Source organism: Pseudomonas sp. 22526, assembly GCF_052044735.1.
In the GTDB taxonomy this organism is placed as follows: domain Bacteria; phylum Pseudomonadota; class Gammaproteobacteria; order Pseudomonadales; family Pseudomonadaceae; genus Aquipseudomonas; species Aquipseudomonas piscium.
In genome coordinates this window covers 159344-174612 of sequence record NZ_JBQENK010000005.1, presented here as the reverse complement: position 1 = coordinate 174612, position 15269 = coordinate 159344, and the positions used below count along the sequence as shown (strand labels likewise).

The window sequence follows — 15269 nt, the reverse complement described above, 5'->3', positions numbered from 1 at the left end:
GCCGGTCGACGCTCGATTGCCCGCGATGACGTCAGTGGCCGTTACACAAAACCCGCATCGCCCGGCAGCTCCACCTGGGCCATCTGCCGTTTCATCAGCACCTTGCCGTCGCGGATCGAGTACAGCGGCAGGCCCTGGCTGCGGATCATTTCGTAGTCGCTGTCGGCCGACAGAATCAGCAGGTTGGCGGGCCTTCCTTCCTCCAGGCCGTAACGCTCGCCCAGGGCCATAGCCTTGGCGCTGTTGTCGGTGACCAGGTCGAGAGCGCTCTGCAGGTTGCGGTAGCCGAGCATGTGGCAGATATGCAGGCCGGCTTCCAGCACCCGCAGGATGTTGCCGTTACCCAGGGGATACCAGGGGTCGACGATCGAGTCCTGGCCGAAACACACGTTCATCCCGGCTTCCAGCAGCTCGTTGACCCGAGTCACGCCGCGGCGTTTCGGGAAGCTGTCGAAGCGCCCCTGCAGGTGGATGCTTTCGGTGGGGCAGGAAACGAAACTGATGCCCGAGTGGCCGAGCAGGCGGAACAGCTTGGCGCAGTAGGCGTTGTCATAGGAACCCATGGCGGTGGTGTGGCTGGCGGTCACCCGCGCACCCATGTCGCGGCTGCGGGCCTCTTCGGCCAGCACTTCGAGAAAACGCGAATGCGGGTCGTCGGTCTCGTCGCAATGCACGTCCACCAGGCAGCCGGTGCGTTCGGCCAGGTCCATGAGGAACTTCACCGAGCTCACGCCCTGGTCACGGGTGTACTCGAAGTGCGGAATGCCGCCCACCACATCGGCGCCCAGGCGAATCGCCTCTTCCATCAGCTCGCGGCCGTTGCGGTAGCTTTCGATGCCTTCCTGGGGAAAGGCGACGATCTGCATGTCCACCAGGTGCGTGCTTTGCTCGCGCACTTCGAGCATGGCCTTGAGCGCGGTCAGCTCCGGGTCGGTGACATCGACATGGGTGCGCACATGCTGGATGCCGTGGGCGGCGAGGGCACGGATGGTTTTGCGGGCGCGGGCCTTGGTGTCTTCCTGGGTGATGGTGGCCTTGCGCTCACCCCAGCATTCGATGCCTTCGAACAGGGTGCCGCTCATGTTCCAGCGCGGCTCGCCGGCGGTGAGGGTGGCGTCCAGGTGAATGTGCGGCTCGACGAAGGGCGGCACCACCAGGTTGCCGCCGGCGTCGAGGTCGTCAGGGCCCAGGGTCTGGGCCTCGGTCTGCCGGGCGATGCTGGCGATGCGGCCATTTTCCAGGCGCAGTTCATGCAGGCCTTCACGGTTGCGCAGGCGGGCGTTGATGATGAGCATCGGAGCTATTCCTTTTTCAATCCAGGCGGTCAGGGTACGGCGCTCGGGCCGGCGGCCGCAACGTCGCGTGGCCCCGGCTCATGCCTGGATGTCCGCCGCGGTGGTGGCGCGCGCGCCGAGCAGGCTGCTCAGCAGCATGTAGCTCAGGGCGGCGGCCGCGATGCCCACCAGCGGCGCGACCCAGGGCGAGCCGAAGGCCGCCACGGTGCCGATGGCATAGGCGCCAAGGCCAGCCCAGTTGAACGCCGGCAGCTTGCTGTCGGCCAGGCGCGGGTACTGGCCGCGGTAGCGATAGAAGAAGTCGGCCATGATCACCCCGCCAATCGGCGGGATCACCGTGCCCAGCAGAATCAGGTAGGGCACCAGCAGGTCGTACATGCCCAGCAGCGCCAGCAGGGTGCCGATCACCGCGCCGACCAGGGTCACGGTCTTGCGCCGGCCGGTGCGCAGCAGGTTGCAGCCGGCGACGGCGAAGTTGTAGATGGTGTTGTCCTGGGTGCTCCAGATATTCAGCAGGAGCATGGCCATGGCGGCCATGGCGAAGCCCTGCAACAGCAGCACTTCGACCACATCCGGCTGCTGGTAGACGATGGCGCCGTAGGCCCCGATCAGCAGCATCAGGCCGTTGCCGATAAAAAAGCCGATCAGGCTGGCCAGCACCGCGACCCTGGCCGAGCGGGAAAAACGCGTCCAGTTGGTGGCCTGGGTGGCGCCGCTGACGAAGGTGCCGAACACCAGGGTGATGGCCGTGGACAGATCGAGGCTGGCGCTCGGCACCACGGCCAGCAACCCATCGAGGCCGCCGACCTTGACCGTGGCCACCCACATCGACAGCAACAGCAGCAGGGCCATGGCCGGCACCGCAATATAAGAGAGGATTTCCAACCCGCGGTAACCGACGTAGGCGGTGGCGCAGAACACCATACCGAACAGCACCATCAGCCCCAGCACCGTGCCCTGGCCCAACTCGAAATACTTGCCCAGCACCACCGCGGCGGTGGCGGTGCCCCAGGCGTACCAGCCGATCTGGGTGAAGCCGAGGATCAGGTCGCTGAGCTTGCTGCCCACCTCGCCGAAACAGAAGCGCCCCATCAGCACCGAGTTCAGGCCGCTCTTGAAGGCGATGTAGCCCAGGCCCGCCGCGTACAGGCCCAGCAGCAGGTTGCCGAGCACTATCACCCCGAGCATCTGGCCAAAGCTGAAGGCCACGCCGAGCTTGCCGCCGGCGAACATGGTGGCGGTGAAGAAGGTGAAGCCCAGCAGCACCATGGCCGTGGAGGCCAGGCCCTTGCGCGCGTGCATCGGGACTTCGCTGAGCGGGTAGTCGTTGCCGGGTGCGTGCTGGGTCATGGCCTGTCCCTGGTGGCTGAGTGTTACAGCGCTGTTGCAGCAGGCGTGCCAAAGGACCTGACACCCGGCGGCTACCCGGCAGGTATAGACGATGGCACGAATGCCACTAACGCGCGCTGCTCACTTCTGGGGCCGGGCCGGCACGAAAGCAGTGCAGCGGGTGATGCTCGCGTGGCTGCAAGGGGCCTGAGCATCAGTCGAACCGCACCTGGGTGGTCTTGCCCTGATGAAAGTCGAAGGCTTCCTGGATATCCCGTTCCACGGTGCGTCCCAAGGACAGCGCCGGCAGCTGGTCGAGGGCGAAGAAGGCGGCCTCGGTGGTTTCGCTGCCGGCCACTGGCGCTGCGCCGTGTTGCCGGTCGCAGAGGAAATACAGCTTGTAGAAGTCGCGGTGATCGGCCTTGTACGGCCCCTTGGCCTTGTGCCGGACGCTGTACAGGCCCCGCACGCTCACCTCGAGTCCGGCTTCTTCGTGGATTTCCTTGATCACGTTTTCGGCGGCCGACAGGCCGACATCGGCGTAGCCGCCGGGCAAGGCCCAGAGGCCGTCGGTCATTTCCCGCACCAGGAGGATCTTCTGTTCCTCGATCAGCGCGCCGCGCACTTCCACCATCGGCGTCGAATAGCGTTGGGCAAAATCCGAGACCAGGCCGGTGATGCGTTCCAGCGGGACATTGCCCAGTTGCGCGAGCATGTCGTGGGCGATATCGGCGACTTCCTGGTAACGCTCGCGATCGAAGGGGTCCTTGCAGAAATGCAGCCCGGTGGAGGCGAGGGCCTGCAAGCGTTTGGCGTGGGTGAGCCAAGTGTTTTCCATGGTGCGTGTCCTCAAGTAATCGCTGGGGCCAAATCCGTCACTGTAGGAGCGAGCTTGCTCGCGATGAGGCCCCTGAGCATTGCATCGGCCTTGAAGACTTATCGCGAGCAAGCTCGCTCCTACAGGGGGTGTGCCGGGCGTTGGTGGACGAGGTAGGCGGCCAAGCGCGGTAGGGCCTCTTCGGCGCTGCGGCTGTGGCCGGCCCAGGTGCAGGCCAGCATCAGGTTGCGCGGCAGCTTGAAATCCTCCACCAGCAAACCTTCGGCGTCGCGGCCCTCGGCGTCATGGGGCACTTGTTCGCGCAGGGTCGCGGGCGTCTCGAACCAGGCCCACACCGGTTTGCCCAGGGCGATGGCCATGCCCACCTCGAAGGCGGTGCCGGAGTCCGGCTCCAGGCCGCGAAAGTCGTTGAGGTTGGCCAGCACCGCGTCGCAGTCGCGGATCATCCGCATGTTCTGCTGGCAGATCAGCTGGGCGGTCTGCTCCGGCGTCGGCTGGGCCGGTACCTGATGGTCGATGGGGTAGAGGCCTTGCAGGCCCTGGGCGTGGCACAGGTTTTTGAGGTATTCGCCGCGGGCAATGGCATCGCGGCGAAACAGGTCGAAACCAGCGAGGTAGATACGTGGGCTCATGCCTTGCTCCCGGCCTGGGGTAGAAAACGCAGGAGCGCAGCGACTATGGCTTCCGGTGCGTCTTCCTGCAGCAGGTGGCCGGCGTTGGGTACGGCCTGGAACCGCGAGCCGGGGATCAGCTGGTGCAACTGGCGTCCGCGTTCGATGGGAATCCACTGATCGTCCTCGCCCCAGAGGATCTGGGTCGGGCAACGAATGCTCGGATAGAGCGTGGCCACCTCCGTGGTGTAGCGCTCGTCCATCTGCGCGATCTGCCGGTAGAAGGCGGCCTGGCCGCTGGCGCCGAGCCAGGGCTGGACGTAGGGCGCCAGCTCCTGGTCGGGGATTTCGCGCTGGATCGCCCCGCGGATATAGGCCGGCACAATGGCGCGCTGGATGTAGTCCGGCACGCCGCTGAAGGCCTGTTCATGCTGGCGCACGTGCTGTACGAAGGGCGAGCCCCAGGGCGACAGCGCCACCGGGTCGATCAGGGTCAGGCTGCGGTAGTCCTTGCCGTTGAGCAGGTGGGCGCGCAGGGCGGTGGCGCCGCCGAAGTCGTGGGCCACCACGTCCGGGCGTTCCAGGCCCCAGTGCTCCAGCAGTTCGGCCAGCAGCTGGTTCTGCACGCCGAGGGACACATCCTGGCCGGCGGCCTGTTCCGATTGGCCGTAGCCCAGCAGGTCGAAATAATGCACCCGGTGGCTGGCGCTGAAGTGCGGGGCGATGCGGTGCCAGACGTAGGAAGAAAAGGGCGTGCCGTGGACCAATACCAACGGCGGGCCGTCGCCGTGAATGGCGTAGCGCACGCGGTATCCGTTGAAGCGATATTCCTGATCCAGAAGCCAGTCGCTCATGGCGATGTTCCTCTTGGCGAGAGAGGCCAGATCATAGGGCAAAACGAGCGGTGATGCGGTATTGGCAGGGGGGAGTGCTGCTCTGTAGCCGCTGCGGCGGGCTGCGCGAAGGCCAGCCTGCTGCGCAGGATCGCAGCCTGCGGCAGCGGCTACAGGTGGGGATTATTCACCGCGATAGATGCAGCCGCTGGTGCAGGTCTCGTGGATGCGGATCGCACTCAGCTCCGGCAGCAGGGGTTTGAGCTCGTTCCAGATCCACTTGGCCAGTACTTCGCTGGTGGGGTTTTCCAGGCCGGGGATATCGTTCAGGTAGTTGTGGTCCAGGCGCTCGTAGAGCGGCTTGAAGATCTCCTTGATTTCGGAGAAGTCACGAATCCAGCCGGTGTGCGGATCGACATCGCCGCTCAGGTGGATGGCCACCTTGAACGAGTGGCCGTGCAGGCGTCCGCACTTGTGGCCTGCGGGTACGTGGGGCAGGCGGTGGGCGGATTCGAAGGTAAATTCTTTGAAGATTTCCACAGTGTCGGTCAGCTCGGTCAGGTGGCTATCGCCGCGGGCGATGTAAGGCAGGCAGCGAGTTTACCAGCTTGGTTGCGCGGGTGCGGGAAAACACTGACTAAAGGGTCAGCAGGCGCTCGCCGAGACGACCATTGCCGGCCAGCTCGAGGAACTCGTCGCCCAGGCGCCGGCTTTCGTCCATCGCGCTGCGCCAGTATTGCTGGCGGCTGGCGTCGTCGCCCATGAAGCGCTTGAAGTCGTTGCGGTCCGGCAGCTTGCCGTAGGGCAGGCGCGCCAGGTATTCCTTCGACGGTGCCAGCAGCAACACGTCCTGCAGGCGCCCCGGGTTGCCGCGGCGCCAGGGCAGGGTCTTGTCGAACCAGCCGGGAATCACCCGATCGGTGAAATGCGGGTAGAGCACGATATCCTCGCCGCTGTAGGGCAGGTCGAGGTGGTAGTCCAGCAGGCCGCCGTCGCGGAAGGTGCCGGCCCCGGCGCCGGGCAGGTCGCGCACGCCTTGCATGACCATCGGGATCGAACCCGAGGCCAGCAGGGCCTGGCGCAGGTTGCCGGTGTCCAGCGGCACGAAGCGCGAGGGGAAGTCATCGAGGGCCCGCAGCGGCGGCGCCAGGCGCGGGTCGTGCAGCACCAGGCGTTCGAAGTGCCGCGACAGGCGCGCGCGGCCGCGCAGGTTGTCGGCGATCACCGAGGACAATCCCAGGCCCAGGCGCCCGCGATGGTCGTCGGCGAGCAGGCCGTGGCTTTTCACCACTATGATGTTCAACCGGTAGTGCGGGTTGTCGAGAATGCTTGCGTCGCGGCCGTCGAGCAGCTCGTGCAGCATGCGTTGCGAACTCTGGCTGATCTGCGCCATGGTCACGCCCTTGGCGAAACTCTGGGCGTTGTACAGCTGGCCCAGGCGGCGGATGCCTGCGGCGGCGTCCGGCAGGCAGGCGCTGGCGAAGCGCCAGGAACCCACCGAGGCACCGATCAGCGAACGTTCCCGTGGCGCCGCCGGTAGCCATTCGCCGAACAGCGCCAGGTCCAGCCCCTGGATGCCCAGGGCTTTCGGCCCGCCGGCGGCGCCGGGCAGGGTGCCGACTTCGGCCGCGCTCAGGCCGTTGGCGCGGATGCGCGCCAGGGCGCGTGGGCCGGCCTTGAGGGTCAGGGCGGGGAACTTGATGTGGATAGCGGTCATACCGGCCTCAATCTCGAGCGACAGGTGAGTATAAAAGCTCGGGCCAGCGGCGCCGAATGAAACCTGCGCGCTGCCGATGATGGCCATTCAGTTTCAATTAAGTTCGCTTTGTTATCTTGCCGTTATCTGGAACGCCGTAAGCCACACATAACTAGAAAGTGGAGACACCCCATGAAATCCCTGACTGCCCTGTTCACCGCGACCCTCATCGGCATGACCGCCAGCCTGGCCCATGCCCGCGACCTGGGCCCCGACGAGGCCCTGAGACTGCGCGACGCTGGTACCATTGTGTCCTTTGAAAAACTCAATGCCACGGCATTGGCCAAGCACCCGGGTGCGACCATCAGCGAAACCGAGCTGGAAGAGGAGTACGGCAAGTACATCTACCAGATCGAGATGCGCGATCCCCAAGGGGTTGAGTGGGACCTGGAATTGGACGCGGTGAGCGGCCAGGTGCTCAAGGATCATCAGGATACGTAATGAAGGTGAATCTACGCGCCAGCGCCAAGGTGGCCCTGGCGCTTCTGGCTTTTTGCTCGGTGGCGCTGGCCCGCGACCTGGACCAGGACGAAGCCCTGCGCCTGCGCCAGCAAGGGGTGATCCTGCCGCTGGAGCAGTTGCTGCAACAGGCCCTGGACCGTTACCCCGGGGCCAAGCTGCTGGAAGCCGAGCTGGAAGAAAAACACGACGTCTATATCTATGAAGTCGAGCTGCTGACCGCCGAGGGCGTGGTCCGCGAGCTGGACCTCGAGGCCGCCACCGGCCGCTTACTGAAAGACAAGGAAGATGACTGATGCGCCTGCTCCTGGTGGAAGACCACGTCTCCCTGGCCGACGAACTGCTGGCCGGGCTCAACCGCCAGGGTTACGCCGTGGACTGGCTGGCCGACGGCCGTGACGCGTTGTACCAGGGTGCCAGCGAGCCTTACGACCTGATCGTGCTCGACCTCGGCCTGCCGGGGGTGCCGGGCCTGGAGGTGCTGGAGAAGTGGCGCGCCGGCGGCCTGGCGACCCCGGTGCTGATCCTGACCGCCCGCGGCTCCTGGGCCGAACGCATCGAAGGCCTCAAGGCCGGCGCCGACGACTACCTGACCAAACCCTTCCACCCGGAAGAATTGCACCTGCGCATCCAGGCGCTGTTGCGCCGTTCCCACGGCCAGGCCAACCAGCCGACGCTGCAGGCCGCCGGGCTGCACCTCGATGAAGGCCGCCAGTGCGTGGTGCGCGACGGCGTGGATATCCAGCTGACCGCCGCTGAGTTCCGCCTGCTGCGCTACTTCATGCTGCACCCGGAACAGATCCTCTCGAAAAGCCATTTGGCCGAGCACCTCTACGACGGTGAGACCGAGCGCGATTCCAACGTGCTGGAAGTCCACGTCAACCACCTGCGGCGCAAGCTCGGGCGCAGCGTGATCGAAACCCGTCGCGGCCAGGGCTACCTGTTCGGCGGGAGCGCCCAGTGAGGTCGATCCAGCGCCGCCTGAGCCTGGGCCTGATCAGTGTGATGGTGATTGTCGGCCTGGTGCTGGCGCAGACCAGCCTGTGGCTGTTCGAGATGGGCTTGCAACGCTACCTGGAAGCCGGCCTGCGCAACGACAGCGAAAGCCTGCTGGTGGCGCTGGTGCGTGGCCCCCAGGGTTTGCAGCTGGACGAGCGGCGTCTGTCGCCGGCCTATCAGCGGCCGTTTTCCGGGCATTACTTCCGCATCGACTTCGATGACGTGCACTGGCGTTCCCGTTCGTTGTGGGACCAGGACCTGCCGAAACTGGAACAGACCGGTCTGCACAGCAACCTGCAACTGGGGCCGGAAGGCCAGCGCCTGCTGGTGCTGCGCACCGATTACCGACGCCTCGGGCAGTCGATTTCCATCAGCGTGGCCCAGGACTACACCCCGGTGCGCGAGAGCTTCCTGCGCATGCAGCAGGTTGGCCTCGGCCTGGGCCTGGCCGGCTTGCTGCTGATCCTGATCCTGCAGCGGGTCACCGTGCGCCGCGCCTTGCGCCCGCTGGAGCAGGCCCGCGAGCAGATCGCCCAATTGCAACGCGGCCAGCGTTCGCAACTGGACGAACAGGTGCCGCTGGAACTGGAGCCATTGGTGGCGCAGATCAACCATTTGTTGGCCCATACCGAAGACAGCCTCAAGCGCTCGCGTAATGCTTTGGGCAACCTCGGGCATGCGCTGAAGACCCCGCTGGCGGTGCTGCTGAGCCTGGCTTCCAACCCCAAGCTGCAAGCGCACCCGGAGTTGCGCCAATTGCTTGAGGAGCAACTGGAGCAGGTGCAACAGCGGCTCAATCGCGAGCTGAACCGCGCGCGCCTGGCCGGCGATGCCTTGCCCGGCGCGCTGTTCGATTGCGACGCCGAGCTGCCGGGACTGCTGGCGACCCTGAACATGATCCATGGCGAGCACCTGGACCTGAGCTATCAGGCGGCCCCCGGCCTGCAATTGCCCTGGGACCGGGAAGACCTGCTGGAGCTGCTGGGCAACCTGCTGGACAACGCCTGCAAGTGGGCGGATGCCGAGGTCGCGCTGAGCGTCTGGCAGACCGCCGAGGGTTACGGTCTGGCGGTGGACGACGACGGGCCGGGGATTCCCGAGGAGCAGCGCAGCCAGGTGTTCAGCCGTGGCACGCGCCTGGACGAACAGACCGACGGCCACGGTCTGGGGCTGGGTATCGTGCGCGACATCGTCGAGAGCTGGGGCGGGGCGCTGCGCTTGCTGGAAAGCCCGCAGGGCGGGCTGCGGGTGTTGATCGAGTTGCCTGGGCGCCAGTAGTGGCTGGGGCTGGGCCTTGTGCTGACAGGTCGATCGCTATCGCGNCGTCAGTGTAGGAGCGAGCTTGCTCGCGATGAGATTCTTCAGACCCGGAACTGATCCATCAGGCTCTGTTGCTGGTTGGCCAGGCTGTTCAGCGACTGGCTGACCCGGGCCGATTCGTTGGCCTGCTCCGACAGCGACTCGGTGACGTCGCGGATGGTCGCCACGTTGTTGTTGATCTCCTCGGCCACCGCGCTTTGCTCTTCGGCAGCGCTGGCGATCTGCAGGTTCATGTCGCTGATCACCGTCACCGCGTCGCCGATCTGCCGCAGGGCGGTGACCGCCTGGCCGACCTGCTCGACGCTGCCCTGGGCCTGGCGATGGCTGCTGCCCATGGCGCCGACCACTTCCTGGGTGCCGCTTTGCAGCTCCTCAATGACCTGGCGGGTTTCCTCCACCGATTCCTGGGTGCGGCGGGCGAGGTTGCGCACTTCGTCGGCGACCACCGCGAAACCGCGCCCGGCCTCGCCGGCGCGGGCAGCCTCGATGGCAGCGTTGAGGGCCAGCAGGTTGGTCTGCTCGGCGATGGCGCGAATCACTTCCAGCACCGTGCCGATCTTCTCGCTGTTGGCGGCCAGGCCTTCGACCTGGGTCATGGCGGTGCTCATGTCGGCCGCCAGGTGATCGATGCTGGTGGTGGTGCGGTCGATCACGCTCAGGCCCTGGCGCGTGGCCTGGTCGGCATCGCGGGCGGCCTGGGCGGCCTGGGCCGCGCTGCGGGCGACGTCCTGGGCGGTGGCGCTCATCTCATGGGAAGCGGTGGCCACCTGGTCGACCTGGCGATACTGCTGCTCCATGCCGGCGCTGGTCTGGGTGGCGATGGCCGAGGATTGGTCGGCGGTGCCGCGGGCGTCCTGCACCGAGCGTTTCACCTCGGCGATGATAGGTTGCAGCTTGTCGAGGAAGCGGTTGAACCAGCCGGCCAGCTGGCCCAGCTCGTCCTGCTTGTCGTAGTCCAGGCGCCGGGTCAGGTCGCCTTCGCCGCTGGCGATGTCTTCCAGCATGTGCGCCACGCCGAGGATCGGCCGGGTCACGCTGCGCGCCATCAGCCACACCAGCAGCAAGCCGAGCACCGCGGCCAGCAGGCCCAGGCCCAGCTCGACCAGGGTGCCGGCCTTATTGCTCTGGTCCAGCTGGTTCTTCAGGGCTTCGGCCGGGCCCACCAGGACCCGCTCCGGCACTTGCAGCAGCACGCCCCAGGGCTTGCCGTCGGGAATCGGGGTGAAGGGCGCGAGCACTTTCAGTGCGCTGTCGTTGTGCAGGCTCTGGGTCTGGGTGCTGGCCGACAGCAGGCGGATCAGTTCGCCGCCGTTGGCCTGGTCCAGCTGGTCCAGGCGCTGGCTGAGCTTGCTGGCGTCGGCGCTGTAGCCGGCGAGCAGGCCGACCGGGCTGATGATGCTGACTATGGTCTGGCCGTCATAGAGCTCTTTGCTCGCTTGCTGGCTGACCGATTGCAGGCTGTTGAGGTTGATGTCCACCGACAGCGAGGCGATGACTTTGCCGTTCACCAGCAGCGGGAACACGATGCTGGTCATCAGCACGTTCTGGCCGTCGATCACATAGAAGTAGGGCTCGATCACGCAGGGCTTGAGGGTGCTGCGCGGGCAGGTGAACCAGGCGTTGGCCGGCTGGCCGCTGGGGCCGGTGGTGGTATCGCTCATGTCGCTTTCCGGCAGCGCCATGGAAGTCAGCTTGCCCGGGGTCGGCTGCGACCAGTACAGGGCGAAGCGGCCCTTGTCGTTGCTGCCCAGTTCGTTCTGGCCGCTGAAGAGTTCGTCCTTGCCGTCCAGGGCATTGGCTTCGAACACCAGCGACAGGCCGAGCAGGTCGGGGTTGGCCTGCAGCGCCGACTTCACCTGGCGGGTCAGGTCCTCGCGCAGGTCGAAGGCATCGAGGAAGCGCTTCTCGGCCTGTTCGCGCAGGAACAGCACCTGGCGCGAGAAGCCGTGGCCGTATTGATAGGCGTCCATGAATTGCTGGCGAATGCCCAGCGCCTGGACTTCGCCCTGGGCCTCGATGCGGGCCTGGGCGGCTTCGTTGAGCATCTCCATGCTCGAAGCCTTCACCAGTGAGGAGCTGTGCTCCATGCGGTACAGCGAAAGCCCCACCAGCAGGGTCACGATGCCGGCCAGGCAGAGTCCGGCAAGCAGGGTGATTTTCCACTGGATGGAAAGTTGTCTGAGCGACATGGAGACGTCCTTATTCGATATTTATTTGAGACTTTGCAACGTATCGGCCGAAGAACGGCCTTCTTTAAACGCTCGTTCGAATTTTCCAGGTTTGTGGGCTTACGCCTGTAGCCGCTGGCGCAGCCTGCGATCGACTGCGCAGCAGTCGTAAAGCGGACACCTCATTACATCCAGGCTTGACGGTCGCCCTTTGCGGCCGCTGCGCGCCCGATCGCAGGCTGCGCCAGCGGCTACAGGGAACGTGTTGGCAGGGGGCGGGTTTTGACAAGCGTTGCCCGCTGCTGCAAAGTGCGCGCCCTCTAATAAGACCCTCCTTTTTCAATCCGGCGTCGGCAGCCATGCCCTCTGGCCGGACTCATTCCTTTTGCGGCGTTTTCCCGCCGCAGTGCCATGAGGTAACGATGATTAATGCAGTAATTGCCGCGGTTGGCGTCATGCTGGTCCTCAGCCTGTCCCGCGTGCATGTGGTGATCGCGCTGATCGTAGGCGCGCTGGTGGGAGGGCTGACCGGTGGCCTGGGTATCGAGGCGACCCTCAAGGCTTTCAATAACGGCCTCGGCGGCGGAGCGACTGTGGCCCTGTCCTACGCCTTGCTCGGTGCCTTCGCGGTGGCGATCGCCAAGTCCGGCCTGGCCCATGCCCTGGCGGACAAGATCCTGCTGCTGGTGGACCGCCAGGACGCCAACGGCGGCGGCAGCGTCAAATGGCTGCTGATCGGCCTGTTATGGGTGGTGGCGATCGCCTCGCAGAACATCCTGCCGATCCATATCGCCTTCATCCCGCTGCTGGTGCCGCCACTGTTGTATGTGCTGAGCAAATTGCAGCTGGACCGACGGCTGATCGCCTGCGTCATCACCTTCGGCCTGATCACCCCGTACATGTTCCTGCCGGTGGGTTTCGGCAATATCTTCCTCAACGAGATCCTGCTGGCCAACGTCGCCCGCAGCGGCGTGGACATCAGCAATATCAATGTCACCCACGCCATGGGCATTCCGGCGCTGGGCATGGTCTTCGGCCTGCTGCTGGCCTTTGTCAGCTACCGCAAGAAGCGTGTGTATGACCTGGAGCTGATCGAGAAAGTCGAGCAGGTGACGGTGCAATACAACCCGCGCACGCTGCTGGTGGCGGGCCTGGCGATTGTCGCGGCCTTTGTCATCCAGCTGTTGCTGGATTCGATGATTATCGGCGCGCTGTCCGGCTTCCTGATCTTCTCGGTGTCGGGCATCGTGCGCTGGCGCGAGACCGACGACCTGTTCACCGAAGGCATGAAGATGATGGCGATGATCGGCTTCATCATGATCGCCGCCGCCGGTTTCGCCGAGGTGATGAAGGCCACCGGCGAGGTGAAGAGCCTGGTGGAATCCTCGGCCAGCTGGATCGGCCACAGCAAGGGCGTCGGCGCCTTGCTGATGCTGCTGGTGGGGCTGCTGGTGACCATGGGCATCGGCTCGTCGTTCTCCACCGTGCCGATCCTGGCGACCATCTTCGTGCCGCTGTGCGTGCAGCTGGGCTTCAGCCCGCTGGCCATCGTCTGCATCGTCGGCACCGCCGGTGCCTTGGGCGATGCCGGCTCGCCGGCCTCGGACTCGACCCTGGGCCCGACCTCCGGCCTGAATATCGACGGCCAGCATCACCATATCTGGGACACCGTGGTCCCGACCTTCCTGCACTACAACCTGCCGCTGCTGGCGTTCGGCTGGGTGGCGGCCATGGTGCTCTGAGACCGCAGGGTTTCAGCTGCACCGTGTTGTTGCTATCGCGAGCAAGCTTCGCTCCTACAGAAGCATCAGATATCTGTAGGAGCGAAGCTTGCTCGCGAAAGATCTCAAGGGCGCTGCGTGTCCGCAGGTTCAACGCATCGTCCCGCGGGGCTCAACTTTTGTTCCGGCGTGCCGTTAAGGCTGTATCCCGCCAATAAAATCCAGAGTGAGCCTCCTATGCGCCTAAGTCTGAAGGGCAAAGTCCTGTCCCTCGCGGTCCTCCCGGTCTTGCTGTTTGCGCTGGTGATCAGCCTGACCACGGTTGTCATGCTCAAGCAGCAGGCAAAGAACGAGGTGGACGAGACAAGGCAGCGCCTGCTCGGCGAGGCCAAGACCACGCTGCAGAGCTATGTGGAGGTGGCCCTGAGCACCGTCAAGCCGCTCTACGACGCGGCGGCGCCCGGCGATACCGCGACCCGCGCCCAGGTGGTGAAGCTGCTGTCGAACATCACCTACGGCAAGGACGGTTACTTCTTCGGCTACGACTCCGAGACCGTGCGCCTGTTCAAGGGCAACAGCCCGGACGGCGTGGGTAAGAGCTTCAAGGACAACCGCGACCCCAACGGCGTGTACGTCAACCGCGAGCTGGTCAAGGTCGGCAAGGACGGCACCCACTATGTGCAGTACAGCTCGACCCAGCCGGGCAGCGACGTACTGGTGCCGAAACTGGGCTACACCGAATACCTGCCCAAGTGGGACCTGATCCTCGGTTCCTCGGTGAACCTGGACGGCATCGACGCCCAGGTGGCCGAGGTCGAGGCCAGCGTCAACGAACGCATGCAGGGCATGGTCCTGAGCATCATCGGCATCGCCGTGGTGGTGCTGCTGGTGATCGCCGCCATCGGCATGCTGGTGGCCAATACCATCCTGCGGCCGCTGAACCTGATGAAGCTCAACCTCGACGATATCGCCGCCGGCGAAGGCGACCTGACCCGCCGCCTGGCAATCACCAGCCAGGACGAGCTGGGCGACCTGGCCGGCTCCTTCAACCGCTTCGTCGACAAGATCCACGGCCTGGTGCGGCAGATCACCGAGATGACCGGCCAACTGACCGGCCTGGTGACCCAGGTGTCCGAACAGGCCCAGCGCTCCGAGCAGGCCATGGAGCGCCAGCGCCACGAGACCGATCAGGTGGCGACGGCTATCAATGAAATGTCGTCGGCGGCCCAGGAAGTGGCGCGCAGTGCCCAGGGCGCGGCCGTGGCGGCGCAGCAGACCGACGAGGAAGGCCAGGCGGCCAAGCGCGTGGTGGATGGCAGCATCCAGCAGATTCACGCGCTGGTCAGCGATATCCGCAGCAGCGGCACTTCCCTGGACAGCCTGCAGAAGGACGTGGCGTCGATTGTCAGCGTGCTGGACGTGATCCGTTCCATCGCCGAACAGACCAACCTGCTGGCCCTCAACGCCGCCATCGAAGCGGCGCGGGCCGGTGAGGCCGGGCGTGGTTTCGCGGTGGTGGCCGACGAGGTCAGGGCGCTGGCCAGCCGCACCCAGCAGAGCACCCAGGAAATCCAGGGCATGATCGACCGCCTGCAACAGGGCACGCGCACCGCCGTGGAAGCCATGCGCCGCTCCAGCGATGCCGGTGATGGCACCTCGCACCAGGCCAACGAAGCCGGGGCCTCCCTGGATGCCATGGCGCAGCTGATCGGCACCATCAACTCGATGAACGCACAGATCGCCAGTGCCGCGGAAGAACAGACCGCGGTGGCCGAAGAGATCAACCGCAGCGTGCACCAGATCGCGGTGGCGGTGGACAGCGTCGCCGACGAAACCCAGCTTGGCGCCCAAACCTCACGCAGCCTGGCCGACCTCGGCCAACGCCTGGGCAAGCTGGTGGGGCAGTTCCGTATCTGAGTCCTGGAGATCGCTATCGCGGG

At 65.4% G+C, this 15269-nt stretch carries 13 protein-coding genes and 2 pseudogenes; 6 read left to right on the top strand and 9 right to left on the bottom strand.

Features of this window, described 5'->3' with window-relative positions; all coding sequences use genetic code 11:
* Positions 1–41: 41 nt before the first annotated feature.
* The 7 genes from codA to ACTJKT_RS09765 all read right to left on the bottom strand — a co-directional run bounded on the left by codA (position 42) and on the right by ACTJKT_RS09765 (position 6623).
* Positions 42–1295 (bottom strand): cytosine deaminase, encoded by a 1254-nt coding sequence (gene codA, locus ACTJKT_RS09795; protein ID WP_440786922.1) that lies wholly within the window; start codon positions 1293–1295, stop codon positions 42–44.
* Between the two features lie 78 nt (positions 1296–1373).
* Positions 1374–2645, bottom strand: coding sequence for a cytosine permease (codB, locus tag ACTJKT_RS09790; protein ID WP_440786921.1), 1272 nt, complete (start codon positions 2643–2645; stop codon positions 1374–1376).
* A gap of 193 nt (positions 2646–2838) precedes the next feature.
* A complete protein-coding gene (locus ACTJKT_RS09785; protein WP_210477410.1) occupies positions 2839–3462 on the bottom strand; it encodes an NUDIX hydrolase in 624 nt (207 codons plus the stop codon).
* Positions 3463–3581: 119 nt separating this feature from the next.
* Entirely contained in the window at positions 3582–4094 is a 513-nt protein-coding gene (locus tag ACTJKT_RS09780) for a nucleoside 2-deoxyribosyltransferase (protein WP_440786920.1), read from the bottom strand.
* Complete coding sequence (locus ACTJKT_RS09775; protein WP_440786919.1) at positions 4091–4927, bottom strand: alpha/beta fold hydrolase; 837 nt, start codon at positions 4925–4927, stop codon at positions 4091–4093. Before ACTJKT_RS09775 ends, ACTJKT_RS09780 begins: the two co-directional genes overlap by 4 nt.
* A gap of 162 nt (positions 4928–5089) precedes the next feature.
* The gene (queD, locus tag ACTJKT_RS09770; RefSeq protein WP_106698041.1) at positions 5090–5446 is read right to left on the bottom strand and encodes a 6-carboxytetrahydropterin synthase QueD; all 357 of its coding nucleotides are present in this window, start codon (positions 5444–5446) and stop codon (positions 5090–5092) included.
* Positions 5447–5543: 97 nt separating this feature from the next.
* Complete coding sequence (locus tag ACTJKT_RS09765) at positions 5544–6623, bottom strand: patatin-like phospholipase family protein (RefSeq protein ID WP_440786918.1); 1080 nt, start codon at positions 6621–6623, stop codon at positions 5544–5546.
* 171 nt (positions 6624–6794) lie between these two features.
* Here ACTJKT_RS09765 and ACTJKT_RS09760 point away from each other — a divergent pair, with 171 nt between their 5' ends.
* From ACTJKT_RS09760 to ACTJKT_RS09745, 4 genes are read left to right on the top strand one after another with little or no spacing between them, the layout of a single operon-like run.
* Complete coding sequence (locus ACTJKT_RS09760) at positions 6795–7103, top strand: PepSY domain-containing protein (RefSeq protein WP_097304318.1); 309 nt, start codon at positions 6795–6797, stop codon at positions 7101–7103.
* On the top strand, positions 7103–7417 hold the full coding sequence (locus tag ACTJKT_RS09755; RefSeq protein ID WP_025804807.1) for a PepSY domain-containing protein: 315 nt from the start codon (positions 7103–7105) through the stop codon (positions 7415–7417). Before ACTJKT_RS09760 ends, ACTJKT_RS09755 begins: the two co-directional genes overlap by 1 nt.
* On the top strand, positions 7417–8085 hold the full coding sequence (locus tag ACTJKT_RS09750; protein WP_009049871.1) for a response regulator transcription factor: 669 nt from the start codon (positions 7417–7419) through the stop codon (positions 8083–8085). The genes ACTJKT_RS09755 and ACTJKT_RS09750 overlap by 1 nt, the downstream gene beginning before the upstream one ends.
* Positions 8082–9398, top strand: a complete 1317-nt coding sequence (locus ACTJKT_RS09745) for a sensor histidine kinase (protein WP_440786917.1) — start codon at positions 8082–8084, stop codon at positions 9396–9398. Before ACTJKT_RS09750 ends, ACTJKT_RS09745 begins: the two co-directional genes overlap by 4 nt.
* Before the next feature lie 83 nt (positions 9399–9481).
* On the opposite strand, the pseudogene ACTJKT_RS09740 reads toward ACTJKT_RS09745, so the two are convergent.
* Both ACTJKT_RS09740 and ACTJKT_RS09735 read right to left on the bottom strand, forming a co-directional pair.
* Positions 9482–9997 (bottom strand): annotated as a pseudogene (locus ACTJKT_RS09740) (methyl-accepting chemotaxis protein); the annotation flags it as partial.
* A gap of 342 nt (positions 9998–10339) precedes the next feature.
* Positions 10340–11410 (bottom strand): annotated as a pseudogene (locus ACTJKT_RS09735) (HAMP domain-containing protein); the annotation flags it as partial.
* 623 nt (positions 11411–12033) lie between these two features.
* On the opposite strand from ACTJKT_RS09735, the gene ACTJKT_RS09730 reads away from it, so the two are divergent.
* Together ACTJKT_RS09730 and ACTJKT_RS09725 are read left to right on the top strand one after the other, a co-directional pair.
* Positions 12034–13350, top strand: coding sequence for a Na+/H+ antiporter family protein (locus ACTJKT_RS09730; protein WP_440787036.1), 1317 nt, complete (start codon positions 12034–12036; stop codon positions 13348–13350).
* 216 nt (positions 13351–13566) lie between these two features.
* Entirely contained in the window at positions 13567–15246 is a 1680-nt protein-coding gene (locus ACTJKT_RS09725; RefSeq protein WP_097304313.1) for a methyl-accepting chemotaxis protein, read from the top strand.
* Positions 15247–15269 lie beyond the last annotated feature (23 nt).